The 15,953-nt window shown below is 64.0% G+C and carries 16 protein-coding genes; 8 read left to right on the forward strand and 8 right to left on the reverse strand.

What is annotated here, in order from left to right:
* Positions 1-32: 32 nt before the first annotated feature.
* Complete coding sequence (locus tag V5B44_RS15930; protein ID WP_332359974.1) at positions 33-1,175, reverse strand: ABC transporter substrate-binding protein; 1,143 nt, start codon at positions 1,173-1,175, stop codon at positions 33-35.
* A 317-nt stretch (positions 1,176-1,492) separates the two neighbouring features.
* On the opposite strand from V5B44_RS15930, the gene ppk2 reads away from it, so the two are divergent.
* The 3 genes from ppk2 (at position 1,493) to V5B44_RS15945 (ending at position 4,319) form a co-directional block, all read left to right on the forward strand.
* Positions 1,493-2,758 carry a polyphosphate kinase 2 gene (gene ppk2, locus V5B44_RS15935; protein WP_332359975.1) on the forward strand — a complete coding sequence of 422 codons (1,266 nt, stop codon included), beginning with the start codon at positions 1,493-1,495 and terminating at the stop codon, positions 2,756-2,758.
* A 158-nt stretch (positions 2,759-2,916) separates the two neighbouring features.
* Entirely contained in the window at positions 2,917-3,522 is a 606-nt protein-coding gene (locus tag V5B44_RS15940) for an ABC transporter ATP-binding protein (protein ID WP_434735474.1), read from the forward strand.
* Positions 3,519-4,319 (forward strand): ABC transporter permease, encoded by an 801-nt coding sequence (locus tag V5B44_RS15945; RefSeq protein WP_332359976.1) that lies wholly within the window; start codon positions 3,519-3,521, stop codon positions 4,317-4,319. The genes V5B44_RS15940 and V5B44_RS15945 overlap by 4 nt, the downstream gene beginning before the upstream one ends.
* Positions 4,320-4,478: 159 nt before the next feature.
* Here the strand turns inward: V5B44_RS15945 and V5B44_RS15950 are convergent, their stop codons facing one another.
* The 3 genes from V5B44_RS15950 to mutL all read right to left on the reverse strand — a co-directional run bounded on the left by V5B44_RS15950 (position 4,479) and on the right by mutL (position 8,267).
* The gene (locus V5B44_RS15950) at positions 4,479-5,282 is read right to left on the reverse strand and encodes a PEP-CTERM sorting domain-containing protein (protein WP_332359977.1); all 804 of its coding nucleotides are present in this window, start codon (positions 5,280-5,282) and stop codon (positions 4,479-4,481) included.
* 145 nt (positions 5,283-5,427) lie between these two features.
* Positions 5,428-6,420 (reverse strand): tRNA (adenosine(37)-N6)-dimethylallyltransferase MiaA, encoded by a 993-nt coding sequence (miaA, locus tag V5B44_RS15955; protein WP_332359978.1) that lies wholly within the window; start codon positions 6,418-6,420, stop codon positions 5,428-5,430.
* Complete coding sequence (gene mutL, locus V5B44_RS15960; protein ID WP_332359979.1) at positions 6,417-8,267, reverse strand: DNA mismatch repair endonuclease MutL; 1,851 nt, start codon at positions 8,265-8,267, stop codon at positions 6,417-6,419. Before mutL ends, miaA begins: the two co-directional genes overlap by 4 nt.
* Before the next feature lie 67 nt (positions 8,268-8,334).
* Between mutL and V5B44_RS15965 the strand changes: the two genes are divergently transcribed.
* From V5B44_RS15965 to V5B44_RS15985, 5 genes are read left to right on the forward strand one after another with little or no spacing between them, the layout of a single operon-like run.
* Positions 8,335-8,970, forward strand: coding sequence for a DedA family protein (locus tag V5B44_RS15965; RefSeq protein ID WP_332359980.1), 636 nt, complete (start codon positions 8,335-8,337; stop codon positions 8,968-8,970).
* Positions 8,971-8,973: 3 nt separating this feature from the next.
* A complete protein-coding gene (gene purN / locus V5B44_RS15970; RefSeq protein ID WP_332359981.1) occupies positions 8,974-9,627 on the forward strand; it encodes a phosphoribosylglycinamide formyltransferase in 654 nt (217 codons plus the stop codon).
* Between the two features lie 12 nt (positions 9,628-9,639).
* Complete coding sequence (locus tag V5B44_RS15975; RefSeq protein WP_332359982.1) at positions 9,640-10,662, forward strand: DUF3108 domain-containing protein; 1,023 nt, start codon at positions 9,640-9,642, stop codon at positions 10,660-10,662.
* A complete protein-coding gene (locus tag V5B44_RS15980; RefSeq protein WP_434735463.1) occupies positions 10,659-11,921 on the forward strand; it encodes an RsmB/NOP family class I SAM-dependent RNA methyltransferase in 1,263 nt (420 codons plus the stop codon). Before V5B44_RS15975 ends, V5B44_RS15980 begins: the two co-directional genes overlap by 4 nt.
* Positions 11,918-13,219: a mechanosensitive ion channel family protein gene (locus V5B44_RS15985; RefSeq protein WP_332359984.1), complete on the forward strand. Its 1,302-nt coding sequence runs from the start codon at positions 11,918-11,920 to the stop codon at positions 13,217-13,219. Before V5B44_RS15980 ends, V5B44_RS15985 begins: the two co-directional genes overlap by 4 nt.
* Positions 13,220-13,347: 128 nt before the next feature.
* On the opposite strand, the gene V5B44_RS15990 is transcribed toward V5B44_RS15985, so the two are convergent.
* The 4 genes from V5B44_RS15990 to V5B44_RS16005 all read right to left on the reverse strand — a co-directional run bounded on the left by V5B44_RS15990 (position 13,348) and on the right by V5B44_RS16005 (position 15,890).
* Positions 13,348-13,533 (reverse strand): hypothetical protein, encoded by a 186-nt coding sequence (locus V5B44_RS15990; RefSeq protein WP_332359985.1) that lies wholly within the window; start codon positions 13,531-13,533, stop codon positions 13,348-13,350.
* 5 nt (positions 13,534-13,538) lie between these two features.
* Complete coding sequence (locus tag V5B44_RS15995) at positions 13,539-13,697, reverse strand: hypothetical protein (protein ID WP_332359986.1); 159 nt, start codon at positions 13,695-13,697, stop codon at positions 13,539-13,541.
* Between the two features lie 77 nt (positions 13,698-13,774).
* Entirely contained in the window at positions 13,775-15,181 is a 1,407-nt protein-coding gene (locus V5B44_RS16000) for an ATP-binding protein (RefSeq protein WP_332359987.1), read from the reverse strand.
* Positions 15,168-15,890: a winged helix-turn-helix domain-containing protein gene (locus V5B44_RS16005; RefSeq protein ID WP_332359988.1), complete on the reverse strand. Its 723-nt coding sequence runs from the start codon at positions 15,888-15,890 to the stop codon at positions 15,168-15,170. The genes V5B44_RS16000 and V5B44_RS16005 overlap by 14 nt, the downstream gene beginning before the upstream one ends.
* Between the last annotated feature and the right edge of the window lie 63 nt (positions 15,891-15,953).

The raw sequence follows: 15,953 nt of genomic DNA on the forward strand, positions 1-15,953 counted from the left end.
TCGGCCACTCCCTGGCACTTGATCCGTGAAAGCTAGCGCAGGGACCTGAACTCCCCGTCGCGGATGACTGACAGAAAGGTGTCCCGCCGGGTGTCGCCATGCGCGTCGAAGCGGATCGGCGATTGCGCGCCGGCATACTCGCCGTGGGCAAGGATCGCCTCTTTGAGCGTCTGGCCGCTCGACTGGCCGGCAAGCGCGTCAAGTGCGACATTGGTCGCGTCAAAAGCGGTGAGTCCGGCGAAACCCGGTTCCTGGGCGAAGCGTTGGCGATAGGCGTGGCGGAACGAGAGGTAGGCCGCCGCCTTGCTCTCGCGGTCAACGTACTGGGCGACGACCAGACCCTCCACCGCCTTGCCGCCCAGTTCGAGCAAACGTTCGGTTGCTGCCCACTCGGCCGTGCCAAGGCGGACGGACGCGTTACGCATGCGAATCTGCTGCACGAGCAGGCCGGTGTCGACCGAGTTGGCGATGATCATCACGCCATCAGGTTTCCTGGCGAGGACCTTGGTTGCCAGGGCTGCCAGTGAATCACTCGAATCGAAGCCAAGCTCAGCGACGATGCTGCCCCCCATGGCTGCGAACGCCTTCCGGAAATCCCCAGCCCAGCTCTCGCTGTAGGCCTTGTTGCGCAGATCACAGACCAGCGCTACGCGACGCAGGCCTTGCTCAACGAAGTGGTACTCTGCCGACTTCAAGACATGCGTCGCGGTGGGGGCGACGACGCGGAAAAACTGGTCGTCGATACCGGTCAGTGCATTGGTGGTGACGGTCGGGGCGATCAGCGGGATCCCGGCGGCATTGATCTCGGGCACTACCACCATCGCCATGGCGCTGGTCATCGGCCCGATGATCACCGGGACCTGGCGCGCCAGCAGGCGCGCGACGGCCTGCCTGGCCACCTCGGTGTCCTGCTGGTCATCCTCCGCGATCAACTCGACCCGCCGACCCTTGATCCCGCCCTGCTGGTTGCGCATCTCGACCGCCAGGATGGCGCCGTTGCGACCGCCAATTCCAAGGTCGGCGACACGCCCCGAGAGACCACCGAGGAAGCCGATGCGCAGCGGTTCGGGCGGCGTGCAGGCAATCATGCCGGAGGCGAGTGTGACCAGGATTGCGACCCTCAGCAGCCAGGTGGGCGGGACGCGGATCACCGCAATCGTTATCGGGAGCAGCATGCGAACCTCCAGGAGCAAGTCGTCCAGCCTGGCAGTCGCGGCAGGGCCCGATCGCCACACGGGTCGAGTATAAGCCAGGACGCTGGTCATGACGGGGCGCCTCCTCAGCCTTACCCTACTGAGCATGGTTCTCAACGTCGGCGCTGCTTTTCTCGGGTCAGGCGGGGAAAAGCAAAATAAGCGTGGAAAAGTAGCAGTCAATGGCCTTCAAGCGATTGAAGTGTCTGGCATATCGGCGCTATTATCCTAGATACCGTCGATCGTCGATCCGACGTCAAATTTGTTGTCACAGGACATTCCCCACTGGAGAGAAATAGATGGACAAGAGAACTCCGCCGCCTGCACCAGGCACCGACAGCACTACGGCGGGAGCAGCAGAGCCCACCGATGATGCCGAGTCCCCGGTTGCCAAGCCGGCGGGACGAGCACCGCGGGCACGCGCTTCCGCCTCGACGCGTGCCGCGCAGCCGCGTAGGGCATCGGCGGGTGACGTGGCGCCGGCGCACACGCCCGGTGCGATGGAGGCCTACGACGTCGCCGAAGCGGCCAGTTCGGCGATCGAGCAGAAGAAGGTCGCCCTGCAGGACATCATCGCGCATGCCAAGGTTGGCGACACGGCATCGCTGGCCAAGACGCTTGAAGCCATCATGACCGGCTCGTCGCCCGACGACGCTCAGGCCTTGCGCAAGGCGCTGCTCCAAAAGGAGCCACCGCCCGCAGCGAAGCCGCCGACCAGCCCGGACGACGAACTGGCCAGCGGCTGGCGGGACAACAACTCCTACCCCTATCGCAACCTGATGTCGCGCAAGGCATACGAGAAGCAGAAGTATCGCCTGCAGGTGGAGCTGATCAAGATGCAGAACTGGGTCAAGGAAACCGGGCAGCGCGTAGTCGTGATCTTCGAGGGGCGCGATGCGGCCGGCAAGGGTGGCTCGATCAAGCGCTTCACCGAGAACCTCAACCCGCGTGGTGGGCGCGTCATGGCGCTCGAAAAGCCGACGCAGGAGGAGCGCGGGCAGTGGTATTTCCAGCGGTACGTGCGTCACCTGCCGACTGCCGGCGAGATCGTTTTCTGCGACCGCTCGTGGTACAACCGAGCCGGCGTCGAGCGCGTGATGGGTTTCTGCTCCAACGAGGAGTACCAGGAGTTCATGCGCCAGACGCCGGAAGTCGAACGGACGCTGGTGCGCAGTGGCATTCACCTGATCAAGTTCTGGTTCTCGGTCAGCCGTAAGGAGCAGCGCCGCCGCTTTAAGGAGCGCGAGGTGCACCCGCTCAAGCAGTGGAAACTGTCGCCTATCGACCTCGCCTCGCTCGACAAGTGGGATGACTACACCAAGGCGAAGGAAGCGATGTTCTTCCATACCGACACGGCGGAAACGCCATGGACGGTGGTCAAGTCTGACTGCAAGAAGCGGGCTCGCTTGAACGCCATGCGCTACGTGCTGCACAAGCTGAATTATACGGGCAAGGACATCGAAGCGATCGGGCCAATCGATCCGCTGCTCGTCGGCCGTCCGCACGTGGTTTATGAACCGAGTGGATCCGTCCACCCAGACGTAGACCACTCACCGATCCTTTGATCGGCAGCGAATTTGGGGTCAACCAGGGGCACCGCAAGTGCCCCTTTTTTCTGACGTGACGGCTTTGATCGCGTGTCTGGGCAGGGTTGCCAGGGCAGTCCTGGAGGGGTCCGATGGCCTCGGCTGCAGTGCCCGGGATTGTGGGGATGATGGGAAGCTTGGCTAAGCTGCGGATTGACCAGTTTGTCACTCGCCATGTGGGTCCGATTGAACTCTCCATCGGTGCTGCCGAGTGCGTGTGCATCGAGGGAGCGTCGGGCAGTGGCAAGACGCTGTTGTTGCGCGCCATCGCCGATCTTGACCCCCACGGAGGCGAGGCCTACCTCGACGGAGCGAGCTGCAGCAGCCTGCCGGCCCCGGCCTGGCGTCATTCGGTGGCGCTGGTGCTGGCCGAGAGCCAGTGGTGGTCGGAACGGGTCGGCGACCATTTCGACCAGGGCGTCGATGGGGCCTGGCTGGCGCAACTGGGCCTGCCGGACTCGGCCATGAGCTGGGAGATCGCTCGATGTTCGACCGGGGAAAGACAGCGGTTGGCATTGCTGCGCACACTGATGCAGGCGCCGGTGGCCTTGTTGCTTGATGAACCGACCGGCAATCTCGACCACGAGAGCACCCAGCGGGTTGAGGGGCTGCTGACCAGGTATCAACGGCAGCGGCAGGCGGCATTGCTCTGGGTCAGTCACGATGCCGGCCAGATCGAACGGGTGGCACAACGTCGCTTCATCCTCGATGACGGCCAGTTGGCCGAGAAGCTGCCGCGATGAACGTGGTTCAGCTCTCGCCGGCCGACCTCGGCATCGCCTCGCTGCTGATCCTGGCGCTTGCCGGACTTTCATGGCGCATGCAGATCGGTAGCGAACGACAACTGCTGATTTCGGCGCTGCGCAGCACGGTGCAGCTGTTTCTGATCGGCCTTGTGCTCAAGGTTCTCTTCGACCATGCCCACCCGGCGTGGGTCGCGCTGCTGGCGGCGGTAATGCTCACGGTCGCCGGGCGGGAAGTGATGGTGCGCCAGCGGCGCCGCTTTGTTGGCTGGTGGGGGTTCGGCGTCGGCACCCTGTCAATGTTCGTGTCGTCGTTTGCGGTCACCGTCCTGGCGCTGGTCGTGGTCATCGGCACCGACCCCTGGTACGCGCCGCAGTACGCCGTTCCGCTGCTTGGCATGATCCTCGGCAACACGATGAACGGCATCTCGCTGGGGCTCGACCGTCTGACCCAGGATGCTGCACAGAGACGGCTGGTCATCGAAACCCGTCTGGCGCTCGGCCATGACTGGCGGCGGGCGATTTCCGACAGCCGCCGCGAAGCGATCCGGGTTGGCCTGATTCCGATCATCAACGCCATGTCCGCGGCTGGCATCGTGAGTCTGCCCGGCATGATGACCGGCCAGATTCTCGCCGGCACGCCACCGGTCGAAGCCGTCAAGTACCAGATCCTGGTCATGTTCCTGATCGCTGGCGGCACGGGCTTCGGCACCATGGTGGCGGTCAGCTTTGCCGCCCGACGGCTTTTTGATGAGCGCCAGCGCCTGCGGCTCGACCGCTTGAGCCTGCGGGACTGATCCCCGAAAGCGCCTGTGCTGGCCGGCAAGCGTAGACGACGAATGCCAGGCCGCATCGAACACTGGCCGGGAAGAACGAAAAAGCCCGGCATCAATGCCGGGCTTTTTCCGCTACGCCACCTGCTACGCCCACCGCGAAGGGCGGGCAGCGAGCGGCCTTCAGGCCTTGCGGCGCGACCAGCCGAGACCGGCCAGGCCAAGACCCAGCAAGGCCAGCGAGGCGGGTTCCGGGACGCCGGGGACGATCACTTCGCCGGTCTTGCCGAAACGAACGTTGTCGATGGCAAAACCGGCGGGTTCGGCCCCGACGAGGCTGAACAGCAGACCGGCAATTTTCTCCGATCCATCGTCGGTGACCAGCCCGAGGAATTCAATACCCAGCGCCTCGTTCTTGACGCTGCCCAACTCGACGCCGTTGCGGTCGAAAGCCGTGATGGCGGTGCCGCCAATGGCATTGAAAAAACCACCATCCAGCCCGACACCGGCTTGATCGTTACTGAACAGGATCGCGATCGGGCCATTGAATCTTGGCGAGCCGGAAAGCACCGGAGTGGTGGGGTTAGCGCCATCATCCGTGATAAAGGTATCGGGTGCGGTGGCATCCAGGCTTAGCGGATTGCTGGTGGTGCCGAGTCCCACGACGCAGCCCGTAGCCGCGCCACCGCAGCCGGCGCCCAAGGACTGGCCGTTGAAGAAGCCGTCGAAGGTCACGGTTGGCGAACCCGCGCCGCCGCCGTAGGTGGCGGGAAGATAGGTTGGATTGACGGTACCGCCAAGGAATTCGCTGAAGGTGATCAGGCCGGCTGCGGGTGTAAATGCGCCCACACCAACCTTCAAGATACCGGCGTTGGCCTGGGCCATACCGAGGGCGGCGAGCGATGCGACGAGAACTTTGAGTAAGCTGGACATGGTATGGGTTCCTGTGCTGGTGATGGATAATTGACTACGCTGAACATAAAGCAATACCTATGCCAGTTTTATTAAACGTTATGATTCAATGAATTGATGATTACCATTGCTGCGGGGTGTAAAGAAATCCGACACTCGACACCTTCAAATACACGCATTTCTCTCCCAGTGGAGCGATCGTGCAATCGGCCGCCGATGATCACCGGACCGCCGGCTTGGCCGTTGCGTTCGCCATCGGGTCAAGGATTGGGCCAAGCAGCCGGCTGATCTCGCCTGGCAGGTCAGGGTGCAGACAATCGACGATCTGCGGTTGCAGGGTGTTGCCGATCCAGGTGATCTGCCGCTTGGCGAGCTGGCGGCTGGCGTAGATGCCACGGTCGCGCAGTTCGCCGCGGGGTGCGAGCCCTGCCTGAACGTCCCACACCTGCCGGTAGCCGACGCAGCGCATCGACGGCAGCTCGGCGCGCAGGCGATACTTCTGGCGCAGACCTTCGACTTCGGCTTCGAGCCCGGCGGCGAGCATGTGGGCGAAGCGATCGGCGATGCGCTGGTGCAGGATGGCGCGGTCGGACGGCAGCAGGCCAATCGACAGGAAGCGGTATTGTGGCGCAGGCCTGGCGCCGATGGCGATCAGCGCCGAAAGCGGGCGGCCGGAAAGGCGAAAGACCTCGAACGCGCGCTGGATGCGCTGCGAGTCCATGGGGTGCAGCCGGGCGGCGGTTGCCGGGTCGACCCTGGCGAGTTCGGCGTGCACCGCCGGCCAACCGCGGGCAGCGGCTTCCTGGTCGATCGCCAGACGCGTTGCCCGGTCGGCTGGCGGAAGATCGACGAGGCCTTCGATCAGCGCCTTGAAATACAGCATCGTGCCGCCGACGAGTAGCGGTACCCGGCCGCGGGTCGTGATCTCGGCCATCGCCGCCAGGGCGTCGGCGCGGAAGCGGGCGGCTGAGTAGGTTTCCTCGGGACTGATGAGGTCGATCAGGCGATGAGGAAAGTCGGCCAGTGTCGCCGCATCGGGCTTGGCCGTACCGATATCCATGTCGCGAAAGACCTGCGCCGAGTCAACGCTGACCAGTTCGACGGGAAAACGCCGCGCCAGCTCGATCGCCACCCGCGTCTTGCCGCTGGCAGTGGGCCCCATCAGCAGGATGGCCGGCGGCAGGTGTCCGGCAGGCGTTGTGTTGTCGATCATCGGCCGCGCAGGAAGTGGCGGTCGAGGTCGGCCATGCTCAGTTGGGTCCAGGTCGGACGGCCATGGTTGCAGTGGCCGGAACGTTCGGTTTCTTCCATCTGGCGCAGTAGTCCGTTCATTTCCGCCAGCGACAGCAGGCGCCGGGCACGTACGGCTCCCTGGCAGGCCAGGCTGCTCAGGAATTCGTTGCGCCGGGCGGTCATCAGTTGCGTGACGCCATGCTCGCGCAGCTCGCCGAGCAGCGAGCGGGCCAGCGCGGCGGGATCGGCGGCCAGCAGCAGTGCCGGGATGCTTCTGACGGCCAGTTGCCGGGGTCCCACCGGTGCCAGATCAAATCCAAGCTGCTGCAGCGTCTCGGCGTGTTCTTCGGCAGTGGCGACGTCGATCGCTTCGGCGTTGAACACCGCTGGAATCAGGAGTGCCTGGGTTGCCAATTGCCGTTCGTCGAACGCCCGCTTGAGCTTCTCGTAGAGGATGCGTTCGTGCGCCGCATGCATGTCGACGACGACCAGCCCCTGGGTGTTCTGCGCCAGGATGTAGACGCCGTGCAACTGGGCAAGGGCGTAGCCGAGCGGCGCTACCTCGCTGTCGGCGGTGGCCAGCGTCCCCGGCGATTGGGCGGGCGGCAGCATGGCCGGGGTCTGCGCCGCCTGGACAAAGCTCAGGTAGGCGTCGTTGATGACGGCTTCGCCTGTGCGTAGCGGCGCCTGGTAGGGTAGCCGGTAGCCAAAGGCAGGGCTGCCTGGAATACCTGGCGGCGCGCTGGCCGCATGTTCCGGGGCGAGTGATTTCCTGCCGTCCGGCGCTATCCCCTGGCTGGCAGGCGAGGCGAAGGGCTGCGTCACCAGCGGACCGGACAGGAGGCGCTGAACGGCATGAAAGACAAATTGATGGACTGCGCGCGCATCACGGAAGCGAACCTCGGTCTTTTGCGGGTGCACATTGACGTCGACGGTGGCTGGATCGACCTCCAGGAACAGGCAGTAAGCCGGGTAACGGCTACCGTGCAGCAGGTCCTGGTAAGCCTCGCGCAGCGCGTGGCCGAGCAGCTTGTCGCGTACGAAGCGGCCGTTTACGTAGCAGTACTGGGCATCGCTACGCGCGCGCGAATAGGACGGCAGGGCGCAGTAACCAGAAACTCGCAGGGGGCCGGCCCGGGCCTCGAGCTGGCGCGCCTCGGCGAGAAAGTCGTCGCCAAGGATGGCGCCGGCTCGCCCGCGGGTGTCGCTGCTCACCAGGTGCAGGCTGACGCGGCCGTTATGCGAGAGGGTGAACGCGACTTCGGGATGCGCCAGTGCGATGCGCTTGACCGTCTCGGCACAGTGGGCGAATTCGGTGTTGTCGGACTTGAGGAATTTTCGCCGTGCCGGCGTGTTGTAGTAGAGATCGCGCATTTCGACCACGGTGCCGATTGCCAGTGCCGCCGGCGCCGGTATCGCTCCGGCTTCGCTGCCGAGCCGCCAGGCATGCTGTCCGGCCATTGTGCCGCCCTGCTGACGGCTGGTCAGCGTCAGGCGAGCGACGGCAGCCACCGAAGCCAGCGCCTCGCCACGAAAACCGAGGGTAGCGACCCGTTCGAGATCATCGAGCGAAGTGATCTTCGAGGTCGCATGACGGAGCAGGGCAAGTGCCAGTTCGTCACGCGCGATGCCGCGACCGTCGTCACTGACGCGCATCAGCTTGACGCCACCCTCTTCAAGCTGGATCTGGATCGCCGAGCTGTCGGCATCGAGGGCATTCTCAAGCAGTTCCTTGAGCACTGAAGCCGGCCGATCGACGACCTCGCCCGCGGCGATTTGGCTGATCAGCAGATCGGGCAGGAGATGGATGCTCGCGGTTTCAGGCATCGACTGATTATACCGGCTCGGCTTCCGGTAGAATCGCGCCTTTGCGTCTGCCACCGTCTTGCGGCCCATGGAATACCTGACTGCCTTCATCGACATCATCCTGCATCTGGACAAGCACCTGGCGCTGCTGGTGCAGCAGTACGGGCAGTGGATCTACGTCATTCTTTTCGCGATCATCTTCAGTGAGACCGGTTTTGTGGTGACACCGTTTCTGCCTGGCGATTCGCTGCTCTTCGTGGCTGGGGCGCTGGCCGCGCTGGGGGGCATGGAGATCGGCGTTCTGCTTGCGGTGCTGATCGCCGCTGCGGTCCTCGGCAACATGCTCAACTACCAGATTGGCCGCTACCTCGGACCGAAGGTCTTCCACTGGGAGCAGTCGCGTTTTTTCAACAAGGCGGCACTGCAAAAGACGCATGCCTTTTACGAGAAGCACGGGGGCAAGACCCTGGTCATTTCTCGCTTCCTGCCCCTGTTCCGCACCTTTGCCCCATTCGTGGCGGGGATTGGCGCGATGACCTACGCGAAGTTCAGCTTCTTCAACGTGGTGGGTGGTGTCGGCTGGGTCGGTTCGCTGACGTTGGCGGGCTACTGGTTCGGCAACCTGCCATGGATTCAGCAGAACCTGACCGCGGTGATCTTGGCGATCATCGTCGTTTCGCTGCTGCCGGCGTTCGTCGGCTGGCTGCAGCACCGAAAGGCCTAGTGCATGATCTCGCTGGTGATATTGATCTCCGGGCGCGGCAGCAATATGGCGTCACTGCTGGCGGTGGCGGACGCCGGCGAGCTGCCGGCAAGGATCGTCGGCGTCATCTCCAGCCGGCCTGACGCCCAGGGTCTGCAGACTGCTGCCTTGCGCGGCGTGCCGACGCGCGTCCTGGATTACCGGCTGTTCGCCGAGCGCGCACAATTCGATGCCGCGCTGGCGGCGGCAATCGATGGCTTCGCGCCCGATCTCGTCGTCCTGGCAGGATTCATGCGGATTCTCGGTGGCGACTTCGTGCGCCATTACGAGGGACGGTTGATCAATATCCACCCATCGCTGTTGCCGGCATTCCCTGGCCTGCACACGCACCGTCGGGCGCTGGCCGAGGGGGTCCGGATTCATGGCTGCAGCGTACACTTCGTAACACCGGATCTGGATCACGGACCGATCATTATCCAGGCTGCGGTGCCGGTACTCGACGAAGATGACGAAGCGGCGCTTGCGGCGCGTGTCCTGCTGCAGGAGCACCGGGTTTTTCCGCTGGCTGTCCGCTGGTTTGCCGAAGGTCGCTTGCGTCTGCAGGAAGGGCGCGTCCAGCTGGACGCGCCGCTGTCGGGCGAAGCGGTGCTGATCGCGCCACAGCTCGCTGCCAGGTAGGTTCGCCAGCCGATGCCAGTGGTCCTGATCATCGCCTTTGCTGCCTCGCTGGGCGCACATGCGCTGGCGCTCTTTGGTCCGGACATCGATTTGTCGACCGTCAGCGAGCCGCCACTGCTGGTGGTCGAACTGAAAACGCCACCAGCACCGCCACCCCCGCCGCTGGCGAAACCTGAGGCAAAGGCGGCAGCAGCGAAAGACAGCCCGATCCGGAGCACCGCAAGCCGTCGGCGACCGCCTGCTCCGGCGGCGCCTTTGCCGCTATTGACCGAAGCCGACTCGCCGTTGGCGATCCCTGCGCCCATGCCCTCGCCGGAGCCAATGCTGGAGCACGATACCGAGCAGGACCTGCAGCCTGCAGTACCCTCGTCGCCCCTTGCCGAACCCCTGCCGGTGGCCTCGACGCTGCCGGCACGAGGCCTGATCCGTTATCGCGTCGATCGCGGTGACCAGGGTTTCCAGATCGGTTTTTCGATCCACGAGTGGGAAGCCGCCGACGGTGCCTACCGGATCACCGCAGTCAGCGAAACCACCGGCCTGGTCGCGTTTTTCAAGCCGCTGCGGATCGAGGTCGAGAGTCGCGGCCGGCTGACGGCTGCCGGACTGGTACCCGAACACTTCATGACCCGCCGCGAGGGGCGTGCCACTGGCGAGAGCGCCGAGTTTGACTGGGAGAGCATGCAGTTGCGCATGGGCAATCGGCCAGCGCAGGCATTGAGCCTGGGATCGCAGGACCTGCTGTCCTATCCTTACCAGTTGGGATTGATCGCCGACCTCGCCTCGGGCGGCAGCCTGCCGATTGCAACTGGCAAGAAGTATGCGAACTTTCAACTCGAAGTCGTCGGTGACGAGGACATCGAGATTCCGGCCGGGACCTTTCGCACCCTGCATCTGCGCGTTCCGGGCGTGGCGACGACAGAGATTTGGCTGGCGTACGACCGTGCGCTGCTGCCGGTGAAGATCCAGCACGTCGATCGCAAGGGCAATCTCTACGTGCAGGTGGCGACCGCCATCGAACTCAGCCAGGAGCCATGACCATGCGTTTCAGTGCTGCCCTTTTTCGTCATGCCGAAGCGCTGCTCTCTGAACTGTTGCGCTCGCCCTTTCCTGCCGACCAGGTGGTTAGCCACTATTTTCGCCAGCATCGCGAACTCGGCCATGCCGACCGCGGCTTCGTTGCCGAAGCGGTGTTCGCAGTCCTGCGTCGCAAACGCTCGCTGTCGGCACGTTGCGCCGACGAGGTGACTTCGCGGCGGTTGCTGCTCGCTGCGCTGGCCTGTCTGCAGGGGATGAACCGGCGTGAGCTGGAGGGCGTGTTGAGCGAGTCCGAAGGCAAGTGGCTGGCGCAGGCCAAGGCGGTGAAGATGGAAGAGCTGCCGCCAGCGGTGCGCCTTGATCTGCCCGATTGGCTGTACGCGGAGTTCAGCGCACAGTTCGGCGCTGACGAAGTGGTGCAACTGGCAGCGGGGCTCAACCAGCCGGCGCCGCTTGACCTGCGCGTCAATTCGCTCAAGGCGTCTCGGCAAGGGGTGTTGGCGCGGCTGCTCGCGGACGGACTGGTGGCCGAGTCCTGTACCTATTCGCCGCTTGGCATTCGCCTGGCGGGCAAGCCGGCGTTGTCGAAACATCCGCTGTTCATTGACGGCAGCATCGAAGTGCAGGACGAGGGCAGCCAGTTGCTGGGTTTCCTTCTACAACCCAAACGCGGTGAGATGGTCGCCGACTTTTGCGCCGGTGCCGGTGGCAAGACCTTGTTGCTCGGCGCACTGATGCGCTCGCAGGGCCGGCTCTATGCCTTCGACGTCGCCGAGCGGCGGCTGGCCAGACTGAAGCCGCGGCTGGCGCGCTCGGGTCTGTCGAATGTGCATCCGGTGCGTATCGAGTCCGAGCGGGACACCCGAATCCGACGGCTTGCCGGCAAGGTCGATCGGGTACTGGTTGATGCGCCGTGTTCCGGGCTGGGCACCTTGAGGCGCAATCCGGACATGAAATGGCGGCAGACGCCGGCCAGCGTTGCCGAGCTGTGTGCCCAGCAGGCGGCGATTCTCGCGGCCGCTGCCAGTCTGGTGAAACCGGGCGGGCGGCTTGTGTATGCCACTTGCAGTCTGCTCGAGGCCGAGAACGAGGTCGTGGTCCAGGCTTTCCTGGAACGGCACCCGGAGTTTTCTGCCTGCTCGGCGCAGGAAGTTCTGGCCAGGCAGGAGATCGCGATTGACATTGGCGAGCGTCTGCGGCTCTTTCCGCACCGCCACGGGACTGATGCCTTCTATGCGGCGGTGATGGAGCGAAAATGAACGAACAAGTCGTGTTTGCCTTGTTGCTTGAGCTTTGGCGGGATTTGCAGGATCCGGCCTTTCTCTGGCAGGTCTTCGCGCTGGGCCTGAGTGTTCTCCTTGCCTGGGGTCTGTCGCGCTATGGGGAGCGGCAGGAGTTCGCACAGGCAAGTGCTGATTACGGTGCGCTGCGGGCCTTCAGTACCGGAAGCCTCAAGCGGGTCGCCTTCCCGCTGCTGTCGCTGCTGTTTGTCGTGATTGTGCGGAAGGCGTTCAAGTACTGGCAATTGGGGCCGGTCAGCCTGCTCGATCTGGCGGTGCCGCTCCTGCTTTCGATGGCGCTGGTGCGCGCAGCGATCTATGTCCTGCGCCACGCCTTTTCTCCGAGCAGTTGGCTGGCGTCTTCGGAGCGTTTCATTGCCACCAGCATCTGGCTCTGTCTGGCGCTGTACATCACGGGACTTGCGGCACCACTGATGGAGATGCTCGAACAGGTGAGCTTCCACGCCGGCAGCCAGCGGCTCGACCTGTGGACCCTGTTGACTGGCTTGGTGACGGTGGTCGTCACGGTGTTGGCCGCGCTCTGGCTCTCGGGCGAAATCGAGGGACGGGTACTGGCCAACGAGTCGCTCGACTCCAATCTTCGGGTGGTGCTTGGCCGCCTTGTCAAGGCCGTATTGTCGGTGATTGCGCTCTTGCTTGGTCTGTCGATGGTCGGCATCGACATCACCGCGCTTTCAGTTTTCAGCGGTGCGCTCGCTGTCGGCCTCGGCCTCGGTCTGCAGAAGATTGCCAGCAACTACGTCAGTGGCTTCATCATCCTGCTCGACCGTTCGATCCGCATTGGCCACGTGGTGGCGCTTGACGCAGCGACCTCGGGTGTGGTGACCCAGATCACCGCTCGTTACACGGTCCTGCGCACGTTGACCGGCACGGAGGTGATCATCCCCAACGAGTACCTGGTGTCGAATATCGTGCGCAACGAGTCTTACTCGGACTCACGCGTGCGCGTGGTGGTATCGGTGCAGGTGGCCTACGGTACCGATCTTGAACAAGCCATGCGCCTGATGACGGCGGCGGCGCAGGCACAGGCGCGAGTGCTCGCCGACCCGGCGCCACAGGTACTGTTGGCGGCTTTTGCCGAGAGCGGGATCAATCTCGATCTCGGCTTCTGGATTGCTGACCCGCAGGAGGGTACCGGCGGCGTCCGCTCGGCGATCAACATGGCGATCTGGCGTTCGTTTGCGGAGCATCACATCGAGATTCCGTTTCCACAGCGCGAAGTCCGCCTGATCGGCGGTACGCCGTCAGCGGCTTGACCCTCCGGGCCGGCGGGATTGCGATTCCGTGGACAAAAAAATCCCGCGCCGGGGATGCGCGGGATTGAAAGCCCATCGTGGCGACGGGCGTCAGGGAGGGTCAACCAGTTACCAAAGGTCTTGCGGTTTCAGTGTCGCCTGTCGCGGCTTGCCCGCCAGCAGCGCACACCGTACCAAGCCAGCGCACCAGCAGCGGCGATAACGGATGCTTTGAGCAGTTCCACCTCGCCGGCAGTAAGCACGTCCCAGCCGACGATCCCGAGGAAGATACCGATTCCCTCGGCAAGTGGGATGGGCTGAGGAGGTTCTGCCACGGCGCTCATGTGCCGGCGTGTGCGTGATGTGCTGCCTCGCCGGGGGCGCCGGAAAAATCGTCTGCAGGATCGCCCTGCTGGGCAGCGGCAGCCAGGTCGCTGGCGAAGAAGTGCTGGCGTGTGGTGGCAAGGAAGTACTCGCAGTTCAGTTTGAATTCGCTCATTTCGTTTCCTCGATCATTGCTCTATCAGATGGCCGCAATGATAGGGGCGAGCCGGGCGGGTGTCTTCCGTGATTGCGTCAGCTTTCAGTGACGTTCTGTGACAGTGGCCAACTCAGGGTGAAGCGGGCGCCGCCAAGCGGTGATTCCTCGGCACTGGCCGTGCCGCCGTGCTGTGCCAGCACCAGTCGCGCAATCGCCAGCCCGAGGCCGTAGCCTCCCGTCGAGCGGTCGCGCGAACGATCGAGGCGGGTAAAGGCAGAAAAGACCCGTTCGCGTTCCGCCGGCGGTATGCCGATACCGTCGTCGTCCACATGCACCTGAATTTGATCAGCGACAACCTCCGCGCTCACCCTGATCCGAAGCCGGGCGTACTTGATGGCATTGCGCAGGAGGTTGGTCACGGCATAGGGCATGCTCTTGCGGTCGAGTTCGACCTGCAGCTGTGGCGGCAGGGCGGTGATGTCGACCTGCAGGTCGAAATCGCGCGCCAGCAGGCGGCTGCCCTCGACCTGCTCTTCAAGCCAGGGTCCAAGGTCGACCGCACTAAGCTGCGGCTCAGGCTGCTCGCGCTCGAAGCGGGCATAGGTCAGGCTCGAATCGATCAGGCCATCGAGTTCATCAAGGTCGGACTCCATCATTCGCCACAAGCGCTCGCGCTCGCTGGGGTCATCGGTGTCTGCCAGGATCTCCAGCGCGAAGCGCAGCCGCGCTATGGGGGTGCGCAGTTCATGCGAGATGGCGCTGGACAGATCCTTCTGCGTGGCGATCAGCCGCTGTACGCGTTCCGCCATGCCGTTCAGCGTATCGGCCAGGGGCCTGAAGGCGCTGCTGCGCATCTTCGGCGCGCGCGCCTCGAAAAGGCCCTCGCCCAGCGAACGCGTGGTCTGCCGCATGGCTTCAAGATCCCGCCACACCGGGTGCACCCAGAGCCAGACGACAATCGCCAGGCAGACACCGATCAGGCTCCAGGTCAGCAGACTGATGCGTAGATCCAGCGGCATTCCGCGCTGGTACTCCGGGTTACGTTCCGGCGATAGCGGGCCGACGACCAGTATCTGCGGTGTCTGCTTGAGGCGGTGGTAGATGATGTCGCCCTGCGCGTCAATCGCCAACTCGCCGTTATCGAGCTTCTCTGCTTCTTTGCGCGGCAGCTGGAGTGACCAGCGGTCAACGATTTCTAGCCGGTAGGCGAACTTCCGGTCGAGGGCGGCAATCGTCTTCGGCCACTCCGAACGAGGTTTGCGGAACAGTTCCTCTTCGATCAGGAGGACGGTGCCGCCCATGAAGCGGCTGGTGTAGTCGTCGGTAATGCCCTTGACTGCAGTCGAAATGACGAAGTCGGCGAAGATCGCGATGGCCACGAAGGAGCCCATGACCAGCAGATAGAAGTTGAAGAACAGCCGGGACAGGCTGTATCGCCCTCGCCACGGTGCAGGTTTGTAAGCGCCGAGGATGGCGAGCAGCTTGTTGCTATTGCCAGTCATGCTTGCTGAACAGATAGCCCTTGCCGCGCACGGTCTTGATTCGGGTCGGGTTCTCCGGGTCGTCGCCGAGTTTGCGGCGCAGCCTGGAAATCCGTGCGTCAATCGAGCGGTCCAGCCCGTCGAAGCCGATGCCGCGCAGTTCCTGCAGCAGGTCGTCCCGAGACAGGATGCTGCCGGCGTGGCGGGCAAGCAGCCACAGGAGATCGAATTCAGCGGTGGTCAGGTCGATGGCGTCATCGCCGAGGTGGGTGCTGCGCGTCCCCTGGCTGATGCGAAACCTGCCAAAGGCCAGTTCGGCGGGCTCGCTTGGCGCCGTATTCTCGCCCGTGCTGCTGCCGGAGCTGACCGGCGAGCGCCTCAGCAAGGCCTTGATGCGTGCCAACAGAAGGCGGGGCTGAACCGGCTTGGCAATGTAGTCGTCGGCACCCAGTTCCAGACCCAGGATCTGGTCGAAATCCTCGTCACGTGCGGTGAGCATCAGGATCACCCCGCCGTACTGCGAGCGCACGGCGCGGCAGACCTCGAAGCCGTCCTTGCCCGGGAGCATGACGTCGAGAATGACCAGGTCGGGTCGCTCGGCAAGGATGCGCGCTTCGGCTGTGTTGCCGCGCGGCTCGATGTCAACTGCGAAATCGTTCTTGCACAGGTACTCGGCGGTCAGTTTGGCAAGGCGCTCATCGTCCTCGACCAGCAGTATGCGTGTCTTCATGGCGCAATCATAACGGGTTGTGGGTGTGGGATAAACGTTCGCGGGCAACAAGACGCGAATCGG

This window comes from Candidatus Accumulibacter necessarius, from assembly GCF_036625085.1.